This window comes from Dyadobacter sp. CY323 (assembly GCF_021390245.1).
In the GTDB taxonomy this organism is placed as follows: Bacteria; Bacteroidota; Bacteroidia; order Cytophagales; family Spirosomataceae; genus Dyadobacter.
Genome location: NZ_JAJUXH010000022.1, coordinates 93609 through 117825, shown reverse-complemented (window position 1 = coordinate 117825; position 24217 = coordinate 93609). Strand labels below are relative to the sequence as shown.

Annotated in this window: 25 protein-coding genes; 7 read left to right on the top strand and 18 right to left on the bottom strand. The window is 43.8% G+C overall.

The features are described from left to right. Positions 1–206: 206 nt before the first annotated feature. Positions 207–1220, bottom strand: a complete 1014-nt coding sequence (locus LZG72_RS24665; RefSeq protein ID WP_233877807.1) for a LacI family DNA-binding transcriptional regulator — start codon at positions 1218–1220, stop codon at positions 207–209. A 121-nt stretch (positions 1221–1341) separates the two neighbouring features. On the opposite strand from LZG72_RS24665, the gene LZG72_RS24660 reads away from it, so the two are divergent. The 4 genes from LZG72_RS24660 to LZG72_RS24645 all read left to right on the top strand — a co-directional run bounded on the left by LZG72_RS24660 (position 1342) and on the right by LZG72_RS24645 (position 6014). Continuing rightward, a complete protein-coding gene (locus tag LZG72_RS24660; RefSeq protein ID WP_233877806.1) occupies positions 1342–2748 on the top strand; it encodes a Gfo/Idh/MocA family oxidoreductase in 1407 nt (468 codons plus the stop codon). A 4-nt stretch (positions 2749–2752) separates the two neighbouring features. After that, the gene (locus LZG72_RS24655; RefSeq protein ID WP_233877805.1) at positions 2753–3499 is read left to right on the top strand and encodes a glucosamine-6-phosphate deaminase; all 747 of its coding nucleotides are present in this window, start codon (positions 2753–2755) and stop codon (positions 3497–3499) included. Positions 3500–3584: 85 nt separating this feature from the next. Then, entirely contained in the window at positions 3585–4727 is a 1143-nt protein-coding gene (locus LZG72_RS24650) for an acyltransferase family protein (RefSeq protein WP_233877804.1), read from the top strand. A gap of 132 nt (positions 4728–4859) precedes the next feature. Next, positions 4860–6014: an alpha/beta hydrolase family protein gene (locus tag LZG72_RS24645; RefSeq protein WP_233877803.1), complete on the top strand. Its 1155-nt coding sequence runs from the start codon at positions 4860–4862 to the stop codon at positions 6012–6014. 2 nt (positions 6015–6016) lie between these two features. Here the strand turns inward: LZG72_RS24645 and LZG72_RS24640 are convergent, their stop codons facing one another. The 4 genes from LZG72_RS24640 to accC form a co-directional block, all read right to left on the bottom strand. Then, on the bottom strand, positions 6017–7099 hold the full coding sequence (locus tag LZG72_RS24640) for a winged helix DNA-binding domain-containing protein (RefSeq protein WP_233877802.1): 1083 nt from the start codon (positions 7097–7099) through the stop codon (positions 6017–6019). Further along, positions 7096–7767 carry a 2-C-methyl-D-erythritol 4-phosphate cytidylyltransferase gene (locus LZG72_RS24635; RefSeq protein WP_233877801.1) on the bottom strand — a complete coding sequence of 224 codons (672 nt, stop codon included), beginning with the start codon at positions 7765–7767 and terminating at the stop codon, positions 7096–7098. The genes LZG72_RS24640 and LZG72_RS24635 overlap by 4 nt, the downstream gene beginning before the upstream one ends. Before the next feature lie 86 nt (positions 7768–7853). After that, the gene (gene queA, locus LZG72_RS24630) at positions 7854–8903 is read right to left on the bottom strand and encodes a tRNA preQ1(34) S-adenosylmethionine ribosyltransferase-isomerase QueA (protein ID WP_233877800.1); all 1050 of its coding nucleotides are present in this window, start codon (positions 8901–8903) and stop codon (positions 7854–7856) included. A 200-nt stretch (positions 8904–9103) separates the two neighbouring features. After that, positions 9104–10606 (bottom strand): acetyl-CoA carboxylase biotin carboxylase subunit, encoded by a 1503-nt coding sequence (gene accC / locus LZG72_RS24625; RefSeq protein WP_233877799.1) that lies wholly within the window; start codon positions 10604–10606, stop codon positions 9104–9106. A gap of 188 nt (positions 10607–10794) precedes the next feature. Between accC and LZG72_RS24620 the strand changes: the two genes are divergently transcribed. Continuing rightward, positions 10795–12063 carry a pyridoxal phosphate-dependent aminotransferase family protein gene (locus LZG72_RS24620; protein ID WP_233877798.1) on the top strand — a complete coding sequence of 423 codons (1269 nt, stop codon included), beginning with the start codon at positions 10795–10797 and terminating at the stop codon, positions 12061–12063. Positions 12064–12321: 258 nt separating this feature from the next. Further along, positions 12322–12501, top strand: a complete 180-nt coding sequence (locus LZG72_RS24615) for a histone H1 (protein ID WP_233877797.1) — start codon at positions 12322–12324, stop codon at positions 12499–12501. Between the two features lie 57 nt (positions 12502–12558). Here the strand turns inward: LZG72_RS24615 and LZG72_RS24610 are convergent, their stop codons facing one another. The 3 genes from LZG72_RS24610 to LZG72_RS24600 form a co-directional block, all read right to left on the bottom strand. Continuing rightward, a complete protein-coding gene (locus LZG72_RS24610) occupies positions 12559–12972 on the bottom strand; it encodes a MaoC family dehydratase (RefSeq protein ID WP_233877808.1) in 414 nt (137 codons plus the stop codon). Positions 12973–13041: 69 nt separating this feature from the next. Further along, on the bottom strand, positions 13042–13413 hold the full coding sequence (locus LZG72_RS24605; RefSeq protein ID WP_233877796.1) for an HPF/RaiA family ribosome-associated protein: 372 nt from the start codon (positions 13411–13413) through the stop codon (positions 13042–13044). Between the two features lie 229 nt (positions 13414–13642). Then, positions 13643–13945, bottom strand: a complete 303-nt coding sequence (locus LZG72_RS24600) for a DUF4286 family protein (protein ID WP_233877795.1) — start codon at positions 13943–13945, stop codon at positions 13643–13645. Positions 13946–14022: 77 nt separating this feature from the next. Here LZG72_RS24600 and LZG72_RS24595 point away from each other — a divergent pair, with 77 nt between their 5' ends. After that, complete coding sequence (locus LZG72_RS24595) at positions 14023–14442, top strand: cytochrome B (RefSeq protein WP_233877794.1); 420 nt, start codon at positions 14023–14025, stop codon at positions 14440–14442. Between the two features lie 74 nt (positions 14443–14516). Here LZG72_RS24595 and cysM read toward each other — a convergent pair whose 3' ends face one another. The 10 genes from cysM to LZG72_RS24545 form a co-directional block, all read right to left on the bottom strand. Next, on the bottom strand, positions 14517–15389 hold the full coding sequence (gene cysM / locus LZG72_RS24590; RefSeq protein WP_233877793.1) for a cysteine synthase CysM: 873 nt from the start codon (positions 15387–15389) through the stop codon (positions 14517–14519). A 56-nt stretch (positions 15390–15445) separates the two neighbouring features. Beyond that, positions 15446–16651 (bottom strand): S9 family peptidase, encoded by a 1206-nt coding sequence (locus LZG72_RS24585; protein WP_233877792.1) that lies wholly within the window; start codon positions 16649–16651, stop codon positions 15446–15448. 80 nt (positions 16652–16731) lie between these two features. Further along, complete coding sequence (locus LZG72_RS24580; RefSeq protein ID WP_233877791.1) at positions 16732–17463, bottom strand: alpha/beta fold hydrolase; 732 nt, start codon at positions 17461–17463, stop codon at positions 16732–16734. A gap of 66 nt (positions 17464–17529) precedes the next feature. After that, on the bottom strand, positions 17530–19248 hold the full coding sequence (locus LZG72_RS24575; protein ID WP_233877790.1) for an AMP-binding protein: 1719 nt from the start codon (positions 19246–19248) through the stop codon (positions 17530–17532). Positions 19249–19389: 141 nt separating this feature from the next. Further along, positions 19390–19899, bottom strand: a complete 510-nt coding sequence (locus tag LZG72_RS24570) for a GNAT family N-acetyltransferase (RefSeq protein WP_233877789.1) — start codon at positions 19897–19899, stop codon at positions 19390–19392. Positions 19900–19931: 32 nt separating this feature from the next. After that, entirely contained in the window at positions 19932–21323 is a 1392-nt protein-coding gene (locus LZG72_RS24565) for a hypothetical protein (protein ID WP_233877788.1), read from the bottom strand. A 77-nt stretch (positions 21324–21400) separates the two neighbouring features. Beyond that, positions 21401–22531, bottom strand: coding sequence for a hypothetical protein (locus tag LZG72_RS24560; RefSeq protein WP_233877787.1), 1131 nt, complete (start codon positions 22529–22531; stop codon positions 21401–21403). Positions 22532–22629: 98 nt separating this feature from the next. After that, positions 22630–23226, bottom strand: coding sequence for a hypothetical protein (locus LZG72_RS24555; RefSeq protein ID WP_233877786.1), 597 nt, complete (start codon positions 23224–23226; stop codon positions 22630–22632). Between the two features lie 9 nt (positions 23227–23235). Further along, positions 23236–23775: a thermonuclease family protein gene (locus LZG72_RS24550; protein WP_233877785.1), complete on the bottom strand. Its 540-nt coding sequence runs from the start codon at positions 23773–23775 to the stop codon at positions 23236–23238. Positions 23776–23811: 36 nt separating this feature from the next. After that, positions 23812–24216 carry a hypothetical protein gene (locus tag LZG72_RS24545; RefSeq protein ID WP_233877784.1) on the bottom strand — a complete coding sequence of 135 codons (405 nt, stop codon included), beginning with the start codon at positions 24214–24216 and terminating at the stop codon, positions 23812–23814. Between the last annotated feature and the right edge of the window lies 1 nt (position 24217).

Genomic DNA, 24217 nt, shown 5'->3' with positions numbered 1-24217 from the left:
GAACAGAGAAGTTAAGCCCCGGACCGCCGATGATACTTGGATCAAACCTGGTAAAGTAGGTAGTCGCCACAATATCAACCATAAGACCATCCCAAAAAGATGGTCTTTTTTTGCTTATAGAAATTTCAGGACAAGCAACCTAGATATCGACAATTTTTATAAATCAAGAGCATCCCTGAAGGATGCTTTTTTTATGCTCAGGCAATTCATAGATTTCTGGTTGTGGATTTTCGTACTATCAACTCCGATGGAAGGACGATTTGTTGATTAGCGGTGGATGGTTTTTCAATATGTTTTATTAATAATTGACAGGCAGTTTTCCCAATCTCAAAAGCGGGTTCAGCTACTGTGGTCAGCGCAGGTTTAATAATTTCAGATATTGGATCATTAGTAAAACCAACCACACCAACTTGCCTTCCTATCTCAATTCCTTTCTTCTGCAAGCCGATTATCGCTCCAACTGCTTTTCGGTCATTCACCGCAAAAATCGCATCTGGCGGATTTGTATCACACCAAATAGCATTAAGGTCGTTTTCCCCGTCTTCTTTACTAAAACCTGAATGTTGTACGCCGTGTGAATTAAGGTTAAACCTTTTGAGAGTATCTAAGAATCCTTTCAACCTAATTTCAGTAAGACTTAGTTTTGCCGGGCCTGTTATATGTGCAATTCGATGGTATCCATTAGCGATCAAATGCTCGGTTGCAATACAGGCACCGTTATAATCATCCTGCATCACTGTCGATGTCTTTAACGATTGGACCAACCGGTCGAACAAAATGACTGGCAAGCCAGCGTCTATTAATTCCTGAAAGTGCTCAAAGTTGTTCGTATTTGAAGTTACGCATGCCAAAACTCCGTCAATGCTGCTTAAGGACAACTCTTTTACTGTTCTGGCCTCCCATTCGGGGGAGTCATTAGTTAGATATAAAATAACCTGATACCCATTGGAGGCCGCAAAACTTTGTATCCCTGTAATAACTGTGGAAAAATAGTAATTGGTGATAGAAGGAATAATAACGGCAATCTTATGCGTGGTTCTCTTAACTAAACCTGTTGCATTGAAATTTGGCCGATAATTCATTTTTTCCGCCGCGGCCAAAACCAATTTTCGTGTGTTATCACTGACATCGTAAGTATCTCTCAGCGCTCGCGAAACAGTTGCTACGGAAATATTCAAAGTCCGGGCTATATCTTTTATCGTTACATATCGGTTAGCCATTAAATGTAATTATTTGGTTTTCGAGAACGTTCTCGCTACTATTTAGTGCAAATGTCTGGAACGACGATATAAATCGTTGTAAAATTGTACAACAGTTTCCAATAGTTAAATAGAACTTCTTGTGGAAAAAAGACAATTCCTAAAAATAGCAGGCTTAACTGGTATTGGACTCGCCGGTAAGGTAGAAAAAGGTTTAGCGGGAGCAGCGTTTTTCGACTCAAATGCATTGCCTAAGCAAACATTCAACATGAGTGGCTATGCAGCTCCAAAAATTGATACCGTCCGTATTGGCTATATCGGTCTGGGTAACCGCGGTGGGGGAGCGATTAAAAGGATTGTGCATTTGGATAATGTCCAGGTTCTGGCAGTCGCAGACATTGTCACAGAAAAGGCAACTGCCGCCAAAAAGCAATTGGAACTGTCAGGGCATAGTCCAGAAGTATATTCGGGCTCGAAAGATGCATGGAAAAAATTGTGTGAAAGAAAGGACCTCGATCTCATTTACATATGTACTCCCTGGAATTTACACGCTCCAATGGCATTATATGCAATGGAGCAAGGGAAACATGTTGCGGTGGAGATACCTGCGGCAACTACGGTCAGTGATTGTTGGAAGTTAGTAGAAACCTCGGAGCGCACAAAAAAGCATTGCATGATGCTCGAAAACTGCTGTTACGATTTCTTTGAACTTTTGACACTGAATATGGCCCGACAAGGCTTTTTTGGAGAAATCGTACATGTGGAAGGAGCATACATTCATGACATTTTTGATTCGTTGTTCCAAAAAGACAAGCGATTTGATCTGTGGCGTTTGAGGGAGAATGAGCGAAACGGAAATCTATATCCTACTCACGGTCTCGGCCCGATTGCCCAGATCCTGGATATTAATCGTGGTGATAAAATGGATTACCTCGTTTCAATGAGTAGCAACGATTTCATGTTGGGAGCCAAGGCAAAAGAATTAGCGGCAAAGGATGGTGACTTCAAACAGTTTGCTACCAAAAGCTTCCGTGGTAACATGAACACCACAACCATTAAAACAAACAAGGGGAAAACCATTATGCTACAACATGATGTTTCATCTCCCAGACCTTACTCGCGTTTGCATTTGATAAGCGGTACAAAGGGTGCTGCTCAAAAATATCCATTGCCGGAAGATGGAACGGAAGGTAGAATTTCTACGGGCCATGAATGGCTTAAAGAGCCCGAGTTTAAAGCTTTGGAACAAAAATATCAGCCTGAGATCATAAAGCGCGTAGGAGAGTTGGCAAAAAAAGTGGGTGGACATGGTGGAATGGATTTTCTAATGGACTGGAGATTAATCGATTGTCTAAGAAACGGCTTACCGCTGGATCAGGATGTTTATGATGCGGCTTCATGGAGCGTGATCTCACCTTTGAGCGAATGGTCAGTTGCAAACAAATCCAATTCGATCGACGTCCCGGACTTTACCAATGGTTCGTGGAAGAAAAATAAGCCGGTCGATACCACATTGAAAAACGGAGGAAACACAGGAGTCAAATCGTAGTAAAATGAAAGTTGAAATCTTAGATGATAAGGAAGCGCTGGGACGGGCTGCCGGTGCATACACAGGAAAACTGCTCAGAAAAGCAATTGAAGAGAAGGGTAGTGCGAACATTATTCTGGCAACTGGTACCAGTCAGTTTGAGACGATCAATCAGCTAATCCAAGAAGATGGGATCAATTGGTCACGGGTGACGATGTTTCATTTGGATGAGTATATTGATCTACCGTTCACACATGGCGCTAGTTTCAGAAAATATTTGAAGGAACGTTTTTTGGCTCATGTGCCTCCGCTGAAAGAGGTGTTCCTGATTAATGGAGAAAATGATTTGAACACGGAGATCACCGCACTCAACGAAGCAATAGAAAAGCACCCCATTGATATCGCTCTAGTCGGAATTGGCGAAAACGGGCATTTAGCTTTCAACGATCCGCCAGCCGACTTTGAAACAAATGACCCGTACTTGGTTGTTAATCTAGACGAACCATGCCGAATGCAGCAAATGGGTGAAGGCTGGTTTAAAACGCTCGAAGAAGTGCCAAAACAGGCAATCAGCATGTCGGTCAGACAAATTATGAAGTCAAATCACGTCATTTGTTCTGTGCCTGATGAGAGAAAGGCGGTTGCCGTAAAAAACAGCATTGAAAGTGAAATAAGTAATCAATTCCCCGCAAGCATTTTACAGGAACATCGGAACTGTAAGCTTTTTTTAGACAAAGAATCTGCCAGTTTATTAGTTGATGCGAAAGTTTGATATTAAAAATTCTCGGGATTTTTAGCCAGGGACGGTAAATCATAGCAATATAAATCCTTCTAGTCTAAACTATAAGCAGATTGATATGGAGGCAACAACTACGGTTTTACCGGTTGAAACTAAAAGTAACACATCTTCCACGCGGTTGGCATCCATTGATGCACTGCGTGGTTTTGATATGTTAATGATTTCCGGTGGCGGTGCATTTATATTTTTGCTGGGAGGTAAAACAGGAATTGGGTTCGTGGACGCAATATCTGCTCAATTTGAGCATCCCGCGTGGAATGGTTTTACTTTTTATGACTTCATTTTCCCGCTATTCCTCTTTTTAGCGGGTACTTCGATGACATTCAGTATAACCGGTGGTTTAGCAAAAGGAATAAGCAAATCGGAGCTGCGAATGAAGATATTCAAACGCATGTTGATCCTCATTACACTCGGTATTTTGGATAAGAATGCACCTATCGACCTTTTTGATCCTGCGCACATTCGTTATGGAAGTGTGTTGGGGAGGATCGGGCTCGCTACTTTTGTTGCCGCCATCTTTTATATGAGGTTTGAGTTCATGGCCAGGCTTTACATTGCATTTGCCATTTTAGCGGCGTATTATCTCGCATTGAAACTGATACCCGTTCCTGGCTACGGTGCCGGAGATCTTTCATTTGAAGGTAACCTTGTGGGTTGGTTCGATCGGTCGTTTATGCCTGGGAGACTAAAACAAGATACTTACGACGAACTGGCGCTTCTTACTCAGTTCCCGGCGATTTGCCTGACATTATTTGGAACCGTTGCAGGTGACATTCTGCTAAGTCAAAGTCCCGCTGCGAACAGACTTAAGAGACTCTTTACCCTGGGCGGCAGTTTTGTTTTGTGTGGAATTGTCTGGAACATGTTCTTCCCGATCAATAAGCATCTGTGGTCCAGCTCATTCATTATGTTGACTAGTGGAATGTCATTTTTAATGCTAGCACTGTTTTACTGGGTGATTGATGTCAGAGGTTACAAAAAATGGGCTTTTTTCTTCCAGGTAATAGGTGTGAATTCACTTGTGATTTACCTGGCTGTACGGTTTGTAGATTTTAACGCGTCATCACGGCTTCTTTTTGAGGGTATTTACAAATACGCACCGGAGAAATGGCATGAAGTCTTCAACGCGTTGGGCGGCTTTGTTCTGGTTTGGCTTTTTCTCTATTTTTTATATCGTCACAAGATCTTTGTAAAGGTTTAATAACTCATGGAAAGATCAGAAAACCCTGATAGAAGACATTTTCTGAAAGCAACAGCTTATTCCACAGCAATTCCGTTTGTCTCATCAATGGGCGATTTCCCACTGAACTTTCCAACATTAAACCGATCTGTCATGCCATCTGAAAAAAGTCTTATTGGGAGTTATGGTACCTGGGCTGCTTCTCTTTTGCCCAAAACGCCATTACTATCATTCAGAAATACAGATAGGAACAACTTACCGGAATGGCAACGGGAAGCATTAGCAAAAACTTCCGAATTAATCGCGAGTCCAACCAGGGTGGCGGCACCAAAAGTTAAGATAGAGAAAAAGTACGTTTATGATGGCCTCGAAATAGAAGAGCTGTCGTGGGAATTACCTTACGGCAGAGCAACAAAAGCTGTTTTATTAAAGCCGCAGGGTGCCACTAAACCGTTGCCAGCAATTCTTGGCCTGCATGATCACGCGGGAAAAAAATACTTTGGATACCGTAAAATTGTCAAAACATCTGACGATCAGCATCCATTATTGAAAGAACATCAGGCTACAGATTATGAGGGGCGTGCCTGGGCAAATGAGATTGCAAAACAAGGATACGTGGTTTTGGTACATGATGCATTCGCATTTGGAAGTCGGCGGGCATACTATGAAGATACGAAAGGGCTGGAATGGGGGGCGCTGAACACTGCTGGGAAAAGTGATGAGAATCCGGAAAAATCAGAAAATATCGAAATCTATAATACGTGGTCGTCCGAGCATGAGCATGTCATGTCCAAATCACTATTCAGTGCCGGCACGACCTGGCCGGGCGTGTTTTTATCCGAAGATCAATATGCATTGGATATTTTGAGTAGTCGCAACGATGTGGATCCAAATCGCATCGGTTGTGGCGGACTTTCAGGAGGCGGGCTGCGGACTGTTTACTTGGCTGGTCTGGACAAGCGTATCAAATGTGCGGTATGCGTCGGGTTTATGACGACCTGGGCAGATTTTGTCTTAAATAAGTCGTTCACACATACGTGGATGACATACACGCCATTATTACCTAAATACCTTGAATTCCCTGAAATCCTCGGTTTGAGAGTCCCGTTGCCGACATTGGTTTTAAACAACAATCAGGATGAACTTTATACGTTAGCTGAAATGAAAAAAGCGGATGCGATTCTTGGGGACGTTTACAAAAAGGCAAATGCGAGCGAAAAATATAAAGCTAACTTTTACGACGGGCCTCACAAATTTGATTTACAAATGCAAAAAGATGCGTTTGCCTGGTTTGATAAATGGCTATAAATCTACTGCCAATTCACATCCACCGTTTTTCTCGATAAAAATTTAGCAAATTCTTTACACTGCACCTCAATCGCCTTTTTCTTCGCCAAACTCAGCTTGCCAAATGGGGACAAGTTCATCTGAACTGCATCCTTCACCAGCGTTCTTTTCCAGGTACCTTCCACTTTTCCATTACTAATAATGGTCGGTGCAAAGACACCATTCTTTCCGGGAATAATTTTAGGCGCATGGATTTTGTCAACTACAGGATTTCTGTCCGTATAACCCAGTATATATTCGTCAAAACCGGGAAGTAAGAAAACAGCATCTGCATCCGTTTTCTCGGTCATTTCTTCGTGATACAAATACTTGTTTCCATCCACCTCCACTGATTTTAAACTGGAAGATCCCAGATTTATCGCCTGCTTTGCTTCTGAAATGCGTAACCCAGTCCACCAAACGAAATCGCTGATTGTCGCTGGCCCGTGGCTTTTGAAATAACGGATTGCCAGCTCATGTAGCGCTTCTTCCCTGTTCATTTCCGCAGTTTTCGGGACCCAATCATCCATCAGAACATAAGTAGGTTGTTTGTCATTATGCGAGCCGTGGCAGAGTATTTGACTTTGTGCCAAAAAACCGATGATATGCATGCCGCGCTGACCAGAAGTGGAGATCCCATTCTCCTGCAGCAGTTTGTACACTTCATTACGCATAAATTGCTTACCACCCTGCATGGCGGAGATGAGCAGATCCTTACTCTTGTCAAATGTCTTGTCATCTAATTCCAGTTGACGGTGGCGGCCGGCCGAGCCAGCTATAATGCGGGGCGTAAGAAGCTTCAGCATCCAGCGTGCATCTTCCGCTGCAACAAAATGCAGGGTCCCGCGCATCGGCCAGGTACGAACGATAGACCTGTTGGCAATGGCATCATCAACGGATTGTTCCTTCAAGCCGGTTATTCTCAAACCCAGTGACCATTTTGCACCAAAGTAATCCTGAGCCTGCACAGCCCCTAACCATGAAACCGTTTCCGCCGGGGAAGCGAATCGATTACTGGAAACTAATAAGTTATGCAGCCTGAACCGAATAATGTCGCTGATCGTCATTTTCTTAAATATACTTCCGCCCAGAGCAAATCCTCCGGAGTGGTAATTTTGATGTTCTCGTACTCACCGTCGATTAAATGTATCGGATAGCCTTTTGCCTCCAATACACTGGCGCAGTCGGTGAACGTTTCCTGATATGGAGTGTCAAATGCATTGCGCATCCAATCCAGGCGGAAGGTTTGCGGGGTTTGTATCAACCGGAAATCTGCCCGATTGGCTGTTTTATTCTCATTTTTTGAATGAACAATGCGAATTGAGTCTTTTAATGGAACACTGACCACAGCGGTGCCATATTCCCGGGAGTTGCTAAAACTTTCCGCGATAATTTGTTTTGAAATAATGGGTCGCACTCCATCGTGAACCGCGACCAGGCCTTCCACTGTCACTATCTGATCCAGACCGTTTCGTACAGAATGGAACCGTGTCTCCCCGCCTGCAACAAGTCTGTAACTTTGCCTAAATTCATGTAACTGACACAATTCGCGCCAAAAATTGAATTGGTTTTCAGGCAGCACTACAATGATTTCCAAAGCAGCAGAATAGGTTCTGAAAGCCAAAATGGTATGCATTAGAACAGGCAGACCATTGATTGACAAAAATTGTTTTGATATGTCACTTTTCATCCGGCTTCCGCTCCCGCCGGCGACTATAATTGCAAATTCCTGCATAGATGTATCAAAATAAAAATGGTCATTTATGAATCAGGAAGTACTCCTCGACCACAAATGACCATTCTATAAGGTTAAAAATGCTGTTATATAATCAGCATCGCATCACCATATGTAAAAAATTTGTATTTCTCTTTGATAGCCATTTCGTAGGCTTTCATTACCAGGTCAAAACCTCCAAATGCACATGCTGACATCAACAGTATGGATTCTGGAAGCTGGAAATTGGATAATAATGCATTGGCGATTTTAAAATCATAAGGTGGGAAAACGAACTTGTCCGTCCAGCCTTCAACAGCTTTTAAATGCCCACTGGCTGAGACCGAAGATTCGACCGCTTTCAGAGACGTAGTACCCACTGCGCAAATCCGTTTTTTATTGTCGATCGCCTTGTTTACGATCGCTGCGCTGGTGGGCGTAATGCGGTAGTTTTCCGAATCAGTCTTATGCTTCGTCAGATCTTCCACATCCACCGTACGGAATGTTCCTAATCCAACGTGCAAAGTTACCGGTGCAAAATCCACGCCTTTTATCTCGAGACGTTTCATGATCGCTTTTGTAAAATGCATTCCGGCAGTTGGTGCTGCTACTGCTCCAACGTGTTCTGCAAAAATGGTCTGAAAACGCTCACGGTCCGACGTCTCCACTTTACGACGTGAAATGATTTCTGGAGGAAGTGGGGTTTCTCCCAATTCGTCCACAAGTTTCATAAATGCGTCGTTATCGCCGTCATACAGAAAACGGATCGTGCGGCCGCGGGAAGTTGTGTTATCAATTACCTCAGCAACCAGGTCGCTATCTCCAAAATACAGCTTGTTTCCAACCCTGATTTTTCTTGCCGGATCTACTAAAACATCCCAAAGACGCATTTCGCGGTTCAGCTCGCGAAGCAAAAAAACTTCTATTTTAGCACCGGTCTTTTCTTTTTGTCCGTACAGACGTGCCGGAAAAACTTTGGTATCATTAATGGCCATTACATCCCCGTCGTCAAAATAGTTGATCAGATCGGCAAATGTTTTATGTTCAATTTCTCCTGTCTTGCGATGGACAACCATAAGTCGGGATTCGCCGCGGTCGGAAGGATGAAGTGCAATAAGACTCTGAGGGAGATCAAACTTAAATTCGGATAGCTTCATAGCTGGATAATCTGTGGATTTCTTTAGTCGTGAGACAATATGAAATTTACCTGTTCGGACTTATGTATCAAAGAAGTTTTGTGATTCCGGATACTTGTATAGTACCTCAAACAGCGTAAATATTATGTGAATCGATATTACAAAAAAATTAAGAGCGCAAAAGTAGTGATTTTTCGCCTTAAATCAAATAAGTGAAAATGCTACCTCTGCCGTAAACGATGCGACTTCCAGTTCGACTCAACTGTCCTTTTAGGCTCACTTTGAATTGTTTCTGAGTTATTTTCATTTAAAACAAAGCCAGAAATCAGCGCAGCAAGTTCCTGCATTTCGGGATCGTAACTTGGTTTAATCATATCAGGCCTAAAATAGTTTGAAACAAAATTTGTGTCAAAGCTACCTGAAATGAATACCGGATGCTTCATGACAAACCGGCAAAACGAAAGCGTCGTTTCAACTCCGGATATTTGATATTCGTCAATCGCGCGAACCATTTTCTGAATGGCTTCCTCCCGGTTTTCACCATAAGCAATCAGTTTTGAGATCATAGGATCGTAGTATATCGGAATGTCCATTCCCTGCTCGAAGCCGTCGTCCACCCGCACGCCATTTCCATCCGGTTTGATATAGGTATGCAAGGTCCCCACGTCCGGAAGGAAATTGTTAGAAGCATCTTCTGCATATACCCGGATTTCAATGGAATGTCCCTTAATTGCCAGAGACTCCTGCTTTATTTCCAGCGGCCTGCCTTCCGCTATATGGATCATTTGCTTCACAAGATCTATACCAGTGATTTGTTCGGTAACCGGATGTTCCACCTGCAATCGGGTATTCATTTCGAGAAAATAGAAATTACGATCCTCATCAAGAATGAATTCGACGGTACCTGCCCCAAAGTAACCGCACGATTTGGCCACATCAATGGCACATTGCCCCATTTCCTCGCGAATTGCAGGTGTAATCGAAATGGACGGGGCTTCTTCCACGACCTTCTGGTGCCGACGCTGAATGGAGCATTCTCTTTCAAACAAATGGATCACATTCCCATGCTGGTCGCCCAGGACCTGAATTTCAATGTGTTTGGGTGAGGTGATGTATTTTTCAATGAAAACGGAACCATCGCCGAAGGAAGACTGCGCTTCACTCACTGCCCGGTCCATTTGTTCGTCGAATTCACCCTCATTCTCCACGACCCGCATACCCTTTCCGCCACCTCCCGCACTTGCTTTAATGAGGATCGGGTATCCTATTTCTATTGCAATCTGCTTCGCTTCGTGCCGGTCTTCGATAGCACCCGCCGTGCCTGGGACCATCGGGATGTTATATCGCCCGGCAGCTTCTTTTGCTGCTAACTTGCTTCCCATCACCTCAATGGACTCGGCTGATGGGCCGATAAAAATGAGACCTGCGTTTTTGACCTTTTGTGCGAAACCAGCATTTTCAGACAAAAAGCCATACCCCGGATGAATGGCGTCGACGCCAAGATCCTTACAAACCTGGATTATTTTTTCAGCATTCAAATATGATTCGGACGAAGGCGCCGGACCAATGCAAACAGCCTCATCTGCATAGCGAACATGCGGCGATTTCCGATCTGCTTCACTGAATACAGCAACCGTCGCAATATCCATTTCTCTGGCTGTACGCATAATTCTTAACGCAATCTCGCCACGATTGGCAATCAGGATTTTTTTGATTGATGGCATATTTGACTTCGTGGGTTACAGATTGGATTTGCCCAAAATTACTACGGGAGAAAAGGGGTACTTAGTATTAATTTACTAATTTACACGGATGGGCTGAATGCAGAAGTATATTTAAAGTACGCTATTTTTTTTAATTTTGCATTTATCTAACATTTACAATCATTGTTACCCACATAAAACAGAAGAGAGTGGATATTTTCGAGAAGTTGCGTAATAACTCAGGTCCAATCGGTACTCCGGCTAAAATGCTGAATAGCCATCATTATTTTTCATTTCCGATGTTGGAAGGAGAATTGGGCCCGCGCATGAGGTTTATGGGACGTGAGGTACTGAACTGGAGCCTGAACAATTATCTGGGTCTGGCAAATCATCCGGAAGTGAGAGAGACAGATGCGGAGGCAGCTGCCAAATGGGGACTTGCTTATCCGATGGGAGCGAGAATGATGTCAGGCAACTCGACACTCCACGAAATATTCGAGCAGGAACTTGCGGAATTTGTCGGTAAAAAAGATGCATTTCTCCTGAATTATGGGTACCAGGGTATCATGTCGGCAATCGAATGCCTATGTGACCACCGGGATGTGATTGTATATGACGCTGAGTCACATGCTTGTATTATTGACGGAATTCGTCTTCATAAAGCAAAGCTTGGAGAATATTATAAGTTTAACCATAATGACATGGTTAGCCTGGAAAAAAATCTTGTCCGCGCCACAAAGCTTGCCAATGAAAAAGGCGGAGGTGTACTGGTGATCACGGAGGGCGTTTTTGGGATGTCTGGTAAAGTAGGCGACCTACGGGCGATTGTAGAGCTCAAAAAGAAATACGATTTTCGATTGATGGTAGATGATGCTCATGGTTTTGGAACGATGGGCGAAACGGGAGCGGGAGTCGGTGAGTTGCTGGGAGTACAAAAAGAAGTGGACCTTTATTTTTCTACGTTCGCGAAGTCAATGGCGGCTATCGGAGCATTTATTGCGTCTGATGATCCGGATATCATCATGTTCTTAAAATACAACATGCGTTCGCAAACTTATGCGAAAGCGCTTCCGATGCCATACGTGGAAGGTTGCCGCAAGCGACTTGACATGATCAAACGAATGCCAGAATTGCGTTCTAAGCTTTGGGAAAATGTGAAGGCAATGCAGGATGGCTTACGCAACCGTGGGTTCAACATCGGTGAGACCGAGTCGCCCGTAACACCGGTTTTCCTGCATAGTGAAGGTGGTGTCCCCGAAGTTACCCGCATGGTGCGCGACCTTCGCGAGAATATGGGAGTCTTTTGTTCGATCGTCGTTTATCCGGTTGTTCCAAAAGGTCAGATCATGTTGCGGATTATCCCAACTGCCGCGCACACGCTGGATGATGTAGAGTACACGCTAAATGCATTTACTACACTCGCCGAAAAACTGAAGAACCGGGTTTACCAAATTGAAGATGTAGAAGTGACGGAGTAACGAAAAATATGCATTTTATGCTTTGAGAGGGCTTTTTAGATAAAAGTCCTCTTTTTTGTTATTATCGGCAGTAAAATTTATTTAACGTAACCTGCTGAACAATAGGTAATTAAATATCAGGTTCCGAATAATTGTATTTTAGAAGTGTTTTTTTTTGTTTTTTGGGTTGCGGAAATACTTTTAATTACTAAATTTCGGTCAAAACATGCGTTTTTAGCGCGTGTGAGGCACTTTTTAAACTAAAAAACATAAGAAAACATGGCAAGATTTGATGAAGTAAAAGATCTGATCCTTTCACTGGAAGGAGATTTTGATAAGTTTTATGCTAAAGGTAATCAGGCTGCTGGTACGCGTGTTCGTAAAGGTATGCAAGACCTGAAAACGTTGGCTCAGGATATTCGCGCAGAGGTTCAAAACCAGAAGAACGCAAGCGAATAGTTTAAAAAGCACACGAACGATTTTGAGGCCGGATTTACTAATCCGGCCTCGTTCTTTTTAGAACTTTTCCTTATTGATCATCGTGGCTACGCCTTTGGTAATCACCTTATTGGTAGTCACATCGACTATCTCGGTCGATATCTCGGCCACATGCTTTTCTGCATTGATCGAGATGATCCTGAAAACTCCCTTGTAATCCGTTTCCACAAACATCGGCCTCAAAAACTCCAGTGTCTGTTTCACATAAATAGAACCGAAACCGGGAAACTGAGTGCCTAATACTTTCGTGAAAACAGTGGCGCCCAGCATTCCGTGAATAATAGGTCTTTTAAATGAGGTAGTGGCCGCATATTCTGCGTCGAGGTGGATCGGATTGTTATCACCGGTCAGGTCGGCGAAACGCTGGACTTCTTCCTGCGTAATTTTAAACGGGTACTCAAAGGTTGAATCAACAACAGGTTCTACATGCATCATGATTGGGGGGTTAAACAAAGAAAGCCGTCCGTTTGGACGACTTCCTGTATTGACTTTATATATTTTTTATTCTTCGGTTTCTTCTGCCAGAACTATAACGCCTTCGGCCTCACCATCAACAACTTTCGGTGCCCTGGCATTATTACGCTTATTTTTAAATTTTTTAACCTGCATTTTCAAAGCGTCAATCGCTAAATCAGTTGCTTCTTCAAAAGTCGTCCCCTGCTCTCTCACAAACATACTTCCGCCCGGAACATAAAGCTTAATTTCAAGGCATTTCGTGTGAAGTTTTGCACTCTCACTTTTATCTAGCTTAAGGAATACTTCCCCACTGGTAATCCGATCATAAAATGTATCTAGTTTATCTAACTTTTGCTGAATAAATGTCAACAGTTTTGGATCGGCATCAAAATGAATTGCTTGCATCTGCAGTCTCATAAGCACATCGTTTAAAGATAAAACATATTTCCAATCCGGTTCCTCAATAGTTGTGCCCCGGGAAAGGCTTTCATGGAATTCTTATAAAAAAATCCATTTTTAAGCCTCGTAAAGGCTACAAAATTGGGGTAACGGTTAATTAAATAAAGGGAAATATTAAGCTAATGTCAAGTAAATCGAATTGTTTTTACAGATTTGTCGCATAATAATTTACGCCGTAATTCTACGCTCAGGCTTCTTCCAAAAGTGTCCTGAAAGACACATATTTACCATTGAAAAGCTCATGATGACGTTGCTGGGAATCTGCCTGAAAATGTGTCTGATATGCCAGGAAATCCTCCATAGTCCGGAAAAGATATTGATTCGTGTAGGTTGTGCCTTCATTTTCAATCTCAGTCAGGAGCCTTAATAACTTGCATTCCAGAGGAAGCGTAGTTTCAAGTATTGCCGGAATATGCGTGTTTTTCATGTAACGCAGCCATTCCTTTTCTGCCTCGTGGCTGATACTGTACGTAATGTTGTAGATAATCATATTTGTGTTGATTTGGGGGATGTTCGGTTGGGCGTTACATTTGCACTCATACTTATTCACCAAAATCCGGTTTTATCATGAATGCTCTTATACGTGCCCACTCGGGCCTCCGTTATGTGGTTCTTGCACTTTTGTTGGCTGCCATTTTTACGGCTTATTCGAACTGGCAAAAGGGTAAGCAGGAAGACAGCAAGATCTATCTTTTTGCATTTATCGCCACACATACCCAGTTGCTTATCGGATTGATTCTTTATTTCCTGAGCCCCAAAGTTAATTTTGATCTGCTCGGTGAAAAAGTGTTCAGGTTTTATTCTATCGAACACGTTTTTATGATGATCATCGCAATTGTCCTCATTACATTGGGCCGCATTCGGTCAAAGAAATTGACTGGCGCGGATAAACATCGTACGGTTCTGTACTTTTATGCCATGGCCCTGATTATCATTCTGGTAGCGATTCCCTGGCCATTCAGGAATCTGGGAGCGGGATGGTTTTAATGGACTTCGGCGATCGGCTGTCAGCTAGATTTTGACAGCCGACCGCCGACCGCTGATTGCCGAAAGCTGCCCCGTCAACCAAACAAATCGCTTGACAAATAACGGTCACCGCGGTCGCAGATAATAAATACAATGACACCTTCCTCTAATTCCTGAGCAAGCTTGATGGCCGCCCAGGCTGCTCCTCCACTACTCATTCCTGCAAAAATTGCTTCTTCCTTCGCCAGTTTGCGGGTAGTCAGCATAGCCTCTTCCTGCGTAACTTCAATTACTCTGTCTACGCGTTCTCTTTCAAATATTTTGGGAAGATATTCCACAGGCCACTTACGGATTCCCGGAATGCTGGAACCGTCGGTTGGTTGGCAGCCAATGATTTGAATATCATCATTCTGTTCTTTCAAATACCGGGATACGCCCATGATGGTACCCGTGGTGCCCATTGAGGAAACGAAATGCGTAATCTTACCATCCGTATCGCGCAAAATCTCTGGACCTGTTGTTTTATAATGTGCTTTCCAGTTGTCTGAATTTGAAAACTGGTTCAGCATGAAGTATTTACCATCCATAGCTTTTTCATCGGCTAAGTCACGGGCGCCTTCCATGGTTTCGGTTAAAATCACTTTTGCACCGAAAGCTTCCATTGTCAGGACTCGTTCTTTGGTTGAATTCTGAGGCATTATGAGCTCGATTTCCAGGTCGAAAACGCGGGCGATCATCGCCAGTGCAATTCCGGTGTTTCCACTGGTAGCCTCGATCAGCTTCATACCCGGCTTGATTTCGCCGCGGTCCAATGCACCCTGGATCATGTTATAAGCCGCACGGTCTTTGACGCTGCCACCTGGATTATTCCCTTCCAGTTTTCCTAGAAGCGTTACTTTGGGATTGGGGTTGATTTTTTTTAATTCAACAAGCGGCGTGTTACCGACAAGATCGAGAAGTGAGGACATCGCTAATCATGCATATTTACTCTATCCAATTGATAGATTGCAAATATAGCCTTTAGTTACTTTGTAGAGGTAAAAAACGCTTGTGTGCCGATCAGAAAAGTTGTTATAGAGCTCCCGTGATCACCTTTTGGAATCGTCGTCAATTCCACATTTGCGCCCAATGCTTTCATTGTATCGTAGGCTTTTTTGGAATTAAAATAAAAGACCAGATTGTCTTCATCCCCATGGAAAAGCCTGGTCGGTGTTTTAGGTTTCCAGTTATAGACATCATTGTCACCGATTGCATTCACAAATCCGGTGTCGGTACCATCATTCAATGCTTTTTTGAAGGAATCATTCAGGATTGAATCAAAGCTTTGATTGATCCTTACATTGATCCCGGAGGCCGTGATCTGAGTAGCAAAAGGCTCTTTGAAATAATAGGATGTTGGCTTGTTAAGCTTATAAATCCTGTCATACGTAAGTAAAACCCAGAGATATAGTGAGTTGTAAGAAGCTACTCCTGTCGTCGGAGTGTTGATAATGTATTTCATGAAAGCCGTTTTATCATAAGCTCCGGCCCCGCAGCTTGAAGCTCTCAGGTTAAACTCTGAAGCAGCTTCTTCCTCGATTTTCTTTTGCAGGGACATGGTCGCATAACCACCCTCGGAATACCCGGCGACATACAATTTCTCATCCCATTTAACCGCATTCTGATCTTTCAGGAATTCTTTTGCTGCCCGCAGCATATCCAGGCAGCTACTTGCCAGGCTCGCCCGGTGTTCGTACGGATGAGGTAAATCCTTGGAGGCACCGTACCCGATGTAATCCGGGTAGGCGATAATGTAACCCATTGAGCTGAATAAAGAACCAAAAGAAGCCCCCTCGCTGCCATCGTTAAAATTGGACGGTGCCGATGCATCGTCCCGGATCGTACCATGCTGAATGCTGATCAGAGACGCAGGCTGATCGGTTACCGGCAGGATCAATGCACCTGAGGCTGTAATGTCCGTGCCATCCGTATTTTTCGTCTTATAGGTAATTTTATAAACTTTGATGCCATTTTTCACATAGGCCGCTAGGAGCGGATTGAGTGCGCTGGCTTTCTGAGCAACCTGTTCCCGCGTGAGCTCGGTAATGACGCTGCTTTCATCCAGGTACTTATTTTCCTCCTCTCCCGGCTTTACCGGAGAATCATCCTTACAGGAATTAAGCAGTAGAACGCTCCATAGGAGCAGGAAAGAAAGCTTCTTAATGGAAACAGGAAGGGTAAATTTTTGCATGAGTTTCAATAAAACAGGTCAGTATCCGATACATAACGAATGCTGATCTGTTTTCGATTACAAGGCGATCGTTTTTCTTGTTAAATTTTATTCATATACCAGCTTATCATTCTGGCTGTTGCATCGGGACGTTCTACCATTCCCATATGCCCGGCTTCGGCTAGTATGAATGGATAACTTTGTTTCGGGAATTCGGATAAGCTGATAATGCTTTCGAAAGGAATAAGCTTATCCTGCATTCCAATGATAAACAAAACCGGGAATGAGAGGTTTTGTAAAACAGAAGTTCGATCTGGTCGGTTGCGCATGGCATTAATACCTGCGATCAGGGCTTCTGCCGGAAGTTTGCCGAACTTGGCAATGTGTGATTTTATTTTTTCAGGAAAAAGCTCTTTAAACCGGTCGCCGAACATGTTACCAGCCGTATTCTTTATAAATGACTCGGTTCCATGATTCTTTAAAAGTTCGATCATCTGGCTGCGCTGCTGCCTTTTCGCATCGTCGTCGGCGTAAGCTGTGGAATGGAACAAACCGAAACCTTCCAGCATATCCGGGTATTTTTCGGCAAATGCCAGGGCAACATAGCCTCCCATCGAATGCCCGATCAATGTGAATTTTGTAATGGTCGCATTGGTGAGAAACCGGTGCAGTTCGTCTGCGTAATCCTCAACGGACTGGCAGAATGTGAAGAGCGAAATATTAGGTCTTACAATTGTAAAATCTTCATTCAGAGAGGCGTCGACGTTATCCCAAATCGAATCGTCGACACCGTGGCCATGCAGCAGAACGAGTGTTTTTCGGTGTAGATTCATATAATTTGCCTTTCAAAATGGTTGAGTTATCAGGCTAATATACATAAACCTCGTTCCAGTTGACCGTCAATCCCCAACTTTTGCCAATTCTTCCTCCCGCAATGCACGTCTGAGAATCTTGCCGACATTGGTTTTGGGCAGCTCCGTCCTGAACTCAATTTTTCGGGGACATTTGTATCCGGTGAGGTTTTCTTTACAGTAAGCCTTCACTTTTTCTTCGGTCAGTTCCGGGTCTTTTTTAACCACATAAATCTTTACCATTTCCCCTGACTTCTCATCCGGCACGCCCACGCACGCCACTTCCAGAACTCCGGGGCATTGAGATACAACTTCCTCGATTTCATTGGGATAAACATTAAACCCTGAAACCAGGATCATGTCTTTCTTGCGATCTACGATTTTGAAAAAACCGCCTTCATCTTCGATTCCAATATCCCCGGTTTTGAACCACCTTCCATTTTCATCTTCCAGGATCACTTTCACGGTTTCGTCCGGGCGATTGTAATATCCAAGCATGATCTGCGGGCCTTTCGCACATATCTCACCCCTTTCTCCGATGGATCCCCAGGTATTGTCATCTTTCAGAATGCGCATTTCAGTACTCGGAAACGGCAAACCGATGGTACCCGGCTTGTGTTTTCCATCCAGCGGATTTACAGAAAGTACGGGTGAGGTTTCGGAAAGTCCGTAGCCTTCCACCAATGCGCAGCCAGTCACTTTTTCCCAACGCTCGGCAACTACTTTTTGCAAAGCCATGCCACCGGCAATGGTTATTTTAAGATCGGTAAAATCAATGGAAGCAAAATCGGGGTTATTGAGGAGCCCATTAAAAAGCGTGTTAAGGCCGGGAAAAATATTAAACCTGAATTTTTTGAGTTCTTTAACAAATGCCGGAATGTCTTTCGGATTGGTAATCATGATATTCAGTGCGCCCCACTTTATTCCGCACAACCCATTGATAGTCATCGCAAAAACATGGTACAGAGGCAATGCCGCTACCAGTGTAAGTTGCCCCGAAGTCTGTGAATTGCGCATTTTCGACATGAGCCATTCATTAATCCCCTCGACATTGGCAATCAGGTTCCGATGGTTCAGCATTGCACCTTTGGAAACGCCGGTAGTTCCGCCTGTATATTGTATAAATGCGATGTCAAGTCCTGAAATGTGAGGCCGTTTATACGTTAGTCCTGAACCGATGGATAATGCATCAGAGAAACTGGTGTATTTTTTCAACTGAAAATCAGGCACCATTTTCTTTATATATTTCACAACCGTATTGACAATCAGTTTTTTAGGAAAACCCAGTAAGTCTCCGATTTCGGTGATAACAACGTGTTGAATATGGGTGTTTTCAATGATCTTTTGAAGATTGGATGCAAAGTTGGCCAGGATCACAATGGCCTTTGCGCCAGAGTCTTTGAACTGGTGCTGCATTTCCCTCGATGTATACAAAGGATTTGTATTCACAATAGTTAGCCCCGCCCGGATCGCGCCCATCATCACTACCGGATATTGCAACAAATTAGGCATTTGAATGGCAATGCGATCACCTTGCTGCAAGCCTACACTTTGTAAATAGGCGGCGAAATCTCTCGAAAGTTTATCCAGTTTACCAAACGTAAGCTCCTTGCCCATGTTGGTATAGGCAGGTTTCTCCGCATTGTCGCGAAACGTGATTTCCATCATTTCCATGAGGGAAGTGTAGGCATCCGGATTTATTTCGTAGGGAATACCCTCAGGATAGTTTTTAAGCCAGGGGAAGGAATCCTTTGATATTTCGACCATAATTTAAAGAGTCTAGGGTACGTAATGGCGTTATTCAGAAAATCAAGGTAGTCAATTAAGATAAAATTTTATTAAACCAGTGCAATTATTTTCAGGCGGTTTTATACCCTTTATCCTCGCTTGCTATCAGTAAAACGAAAATTAATGCCGGGAAATTTCCCAGCGCCAGAGTGGCCCCTCATCGGGATCGCGCACATCTTCGGTTTGCGCAAAACCTACTTTTTCCAAAATTCGGGCGGATGCATTTTCTTCTGCCAGGGTGTGGGCCAAGACTTTTCGCACAGCAGCATGTGAAAATGCGTGATCGACTAATCCTTTCGCAGTTTCGAAACCAAGTCCTTTTTCACGGTGAGACGGCACAATTTCATAGCCGATTTCTACCATTCCATTGGAGTCTGGTTCACCTTTGTAGCCACACGAGCCGATCAGAATGTTGTCTGGAACGTAGATAATCAAATAAACCCACCAGTCGCGCAAGGGAGGATGGGCTTTCCAACGATGGTAAGATGGAGTAAAAGTGTCCCGGAATTCGGTCCACTTTTTGGGGACGTTTACGCCCATTACACGTGCTAGTGTATTGTTTCCCATACGGATCGCGTCAAAAAGCGTATCGTCGCAGGGTACTATTTTTAATCGGGGGGTTACAATCATAAGTCAGATTAACAACCCCCCAATTTAAGAAACTATGAATTGTTTTCGTCAAAACGGTCCGTAATTGCTTTTCGGATCGCCTGATGAGGACGCATTCCCGAACTCTTCGTACGAGGTACGGCCCGATCCGCAGAAGCGTTGGATTTGGCACGGAGCGCAAGATTCGAAACCGTTAGATGACTGTCCCTCCACGAATCATATTCTTCCTCGCTCATTACATCCCGGCTAACCTTACCATGCTCGTAACCATCACCAAATGACTTGATTCGGCTGTCGGTTAATGCATTCTTACGCTCATTTTCCAGACTTTCAATTTCAGCTTTGATCTTTGCTTCTTCCTCACGTAATTCCTCCAGTCTCGGCAAGATAGAAATGTCGTTTTCCAGAATGCTTTTCTGCGTCATGTGACGTGTTACTTCCGGTTGAAGTGCCTCGATCTCTTTCAAAATTCTTTTACGTCTTCTTCTCAATCGACCCAGCTTTGGATCGATTTGCAGCCAGCGGTACCAAAATCCCTGTAAAACCGGCAATGCCATACCCAGCGACACGGCGCCTGCGATTGCGAACAAAACACCACTTAAAACGAATGAAAGCAATGCCCATGGACTGTTAACCAGGTCGAGATTGAGCTGATCGGAGTTTTGTAATGCATCTTCAATCTTCTTGGTCAGCTCCGGACTGTTGATCGGCGCGCCGGTCAGTGGATCGACGGCATTCAATTGCAAGTTTTTAACGGATTTATTGATCGCTTCTTTTAGCTTGTCAGTCCGATATGCCTCATATCGGAACCATCCGAGGATGATCAGGGTAACAATTGCGAAAATGGAAAGTACCAATTTAAAACCCGCATACCTCGATCTCGCTTTTGGAGTCTCATTTTTATGATAGGGTTCCTCTACCAATCGGTCATATGCCGGCTTCAACAGGATCGAAAGCATTGCCAAACCAATCGCAAAAGCCCAGGCCTCGTTCACATTGCGGATATTCAATGCGTAGGCGACGATCTCATGCGAAATGATCAGGTCACCTGCAATGAAAGAAATACCGGCGGCAAGGAATATCAGACCGGCTACCAGTGAATAAGACGGAGCTTTATCAGCCCTTTTTTCTTTCAACTCAACTGTTTGAGCATCTATTTCAGCGATTGCATTTTCATGGTCTTTCATCTGCCTGGCGGCATTATTCAATCCCATTACTTCATTTTGCAGCCTATCGTATGCACTTCTATGCTGCACGCTTGCTTCCTGATATTTATTTTTTACGGATGAAAGCTCGTCTCTTTTGTCGGTGAGTCTCTCTGAAATCCAGTCATGGTTCACATCACTGGACAAATAGGACTCATAAACCTGGCGGTCGATCCCCTCGATCCCTCTGCTGTAACCGTGTTGGTAATCGCCGCTTTCATTTGGATTTTGCTCGTTCATGACCTCTTTTTTTGGTTGATCGATGTATATTTTTTAAAAAACCAGGCCAACACCTTCTGAATGGATTGTGCTGCAACCTATTTAATCCCTTTCTGGATCAGGTTCAATTGACGTGTCGTTAGCTCATTTTTCATTCTCCTGGCCAGATAAAACTCACTTTCGAATAGTTTAATTAGCATATCTCTTTTGGCATACAGCCTGTCACGCTCGATTTCCGCGTTGCTTTGTTCGCGTAAAACCTGCCATTTTTTGACCCTTAATTCATCAATTTCACCTTGTAATGTCTGGCACTCCGTCTCCCAGTTGTAGGTATTATCGGATGTATCCTGGCGGTCGCGGCGGATATTCAGCCAAACCTGCAGGTCGTTTCGGAGTACGGTAATGTTACTTAGAAGCAATTTCCCCGCAAACAAAAACAGGAAGAACACGAAAATGAACAGCGCAAAAGCCTGCCACCACGTTTGGTAGGTCATTACATTGGCGAAAACGAATAATGCGGTAGCAAAAGGTAATCCTACTTCTTCCAAAAGTGACTTCCAGGTCACGCGGGAGTCGGCATCGTGGAATAAGGAAATCCGGCCGAACAAACTGAACATACCAGCGAGAAACACACCCAATGCAATCCAGGAATTATCATTAAAAACGGGCTTCAAAGATTCGCGTATCAGGAAAAAGTTGCCAACGCACATCGCAACGCAAAGGCTGATCCCGATGAGGGTCCGAGGTAAATGATGTTCTCCGTCAGACCTTCCGGCCGGATCTTTGAGCTTTTCCTGCAATTCTTCAATGCGGTTATTTTTCTGCCCAATAAACAGGTTCAGCTCCTGGATACGCTCGTTTTGCTCCTCAACTACAGCAATGTGACTCGCCGCCAGATTCGAAAAATACTTTTGGATGATGTCTGTTTTTTCATTCGGATCCGATTCAGATAATCCAAACAAAACTCCTTCATCACGAAGCGTGTCTTCGTCATCCAGCCAATATGGAATAGTAACTTCGATCGGGGCGATTTCCTGTTTTTGAGGCGCAGCCATAGCCGACAAAATCTGCTGATTTTCAGTAGACGCGAACGGCTGAAATGGAGTAACGGGTTCTTCCTGGGTAATGGGTGAAGTATTTACTGTAACAGGTTCATCATCATAATATTGGTCGACGTCAGCTTCTTTCGGACGGAACCAGTTGGCGAGATATTCAGTGAGTTTGGCCATAGATTTTCATGGGTTTGCCTGTAAGTATCCATGAAAACAGGGAAACTGTCCACATTATTGTGATGACCGGTTGGTAAAAAACGGTAAGGTGTTCAGAACTAGGACATTTCGAACATCTTCTGTAACGCTTGCCAGAGTTGTTTTTTAAGATTCCGATCTGCCTCAATAGTCGCCAGGGGCTCGGCCAGAAGGAACCAGATGCCATCCACAAATTTGGGGGTATATGGGGCAAGCAACAGATCGAGGTTCAGCTTAATGAGCGGAACGCCGAATGTGATAAAGAAGTTGGTTTTTTTCTCTGAGAGAACCGCCCTCGCATCTTGTCCGGGCAGATAACTGAAATTCAAAATGTCCGAAGTTTCCGCAGAATGTCCCACTGCTTTGAGGATATTATCCAGAAACGTTGCTTCGGAAGCCGGCATTACTTTGTTTTTTGGCTCGTCCAAAAGGATGAGGACCTTGTGTTTTAATGCGGGAAAATCCGGTGCTTTTTCAGCGGGAACGATAATGGGTTTTGGAGGAACAATCACTTCTGCTGCCGTTTTCGGCGCGGCTATATTCGGTGCTGGAGATTGTACTTTACTGGTTTCCACCGCTTCTTTTGCAACCGTTGGTTCCCTTGTTAGTGATGGTTCTCCGACACGGAACAAGGTCTCATTTTGGTATAAAATCTGAAAAAGTGCGGTTGAGCTCATTGCAAAATGTTAAAGTGTTCCCAGAAACGTCCCTGGCTGGCTCCAGATACCGACTTTCTGTTTTTTAGCACGGATTTCCAGATTAGAATATTCAACATCACTCGAGTATTTTTTGAAATGGACAGCCAGGCCATTTTTTACCAGCTCTTTATTAAGGATCTTTCCATCCGGCAAAACGATTTCACCAAGTAACCGGCCATATTTATCAAAATTACCTTTATGTGTGACTTTTACGATTTTCCGAAAGCATTTATCACTCGTAAAGCTTTTGGCCACTTTATAATAAGGTCGTCCGCGTTCCGGGCAATTCACATGGAGTAATCTTATCCGCAATGGCTTGCCGGTACGGTGTCCCGCCTTTTTTCCTGTGAACAAAAATTTCAGTTCGATCGTATCTCCATCCTGAATGCCTACTACTTCTGCTTTTACAGGGTTGGGTAAAAAATCGCTTTTTGGTATTTGATGATATAATGGGGTTGATGAGGTTAAAACAAACGATATCAACCCAGCAAAGAAAACAATTGTAAATCGGGGAAAACGCACGCGCATTAAATAATAAAGAGTTGAGATTTGGCAAACTGACGATCATTTCTGATCCAGCTTGTACCATTGGATGTTTTTTAGAGGAGTTCTGCGGGCCACGGATGCTGTGGGGCTGTAGTTTTTTTCAAGGTAATCGAGTACCTGTTTTTCTGTTTCGCCCAGATCCCAAAGGTTATGCTTAGCCTGCATCCACCGGATCTTTTGCTTCCATCCGTCCCGGGTAAAACGGTTCTGTATAATGAGCTTCGAGGAATGGCAACTCGTGCATTGCGCTTTGACCATATAAAAGTTCGGATCGGCAATCAATCCGGTTTCCGCGTCTTTTTTCAAGGTATCTGATTTCACAGCCTCGCCAGGCTTAAAAACAGATGCTTTTTCGACAAATACATTGGATACCCATGCAAATGCGACCAACAGAATCGACGTTATTTTTATCAGTTCTTTCATT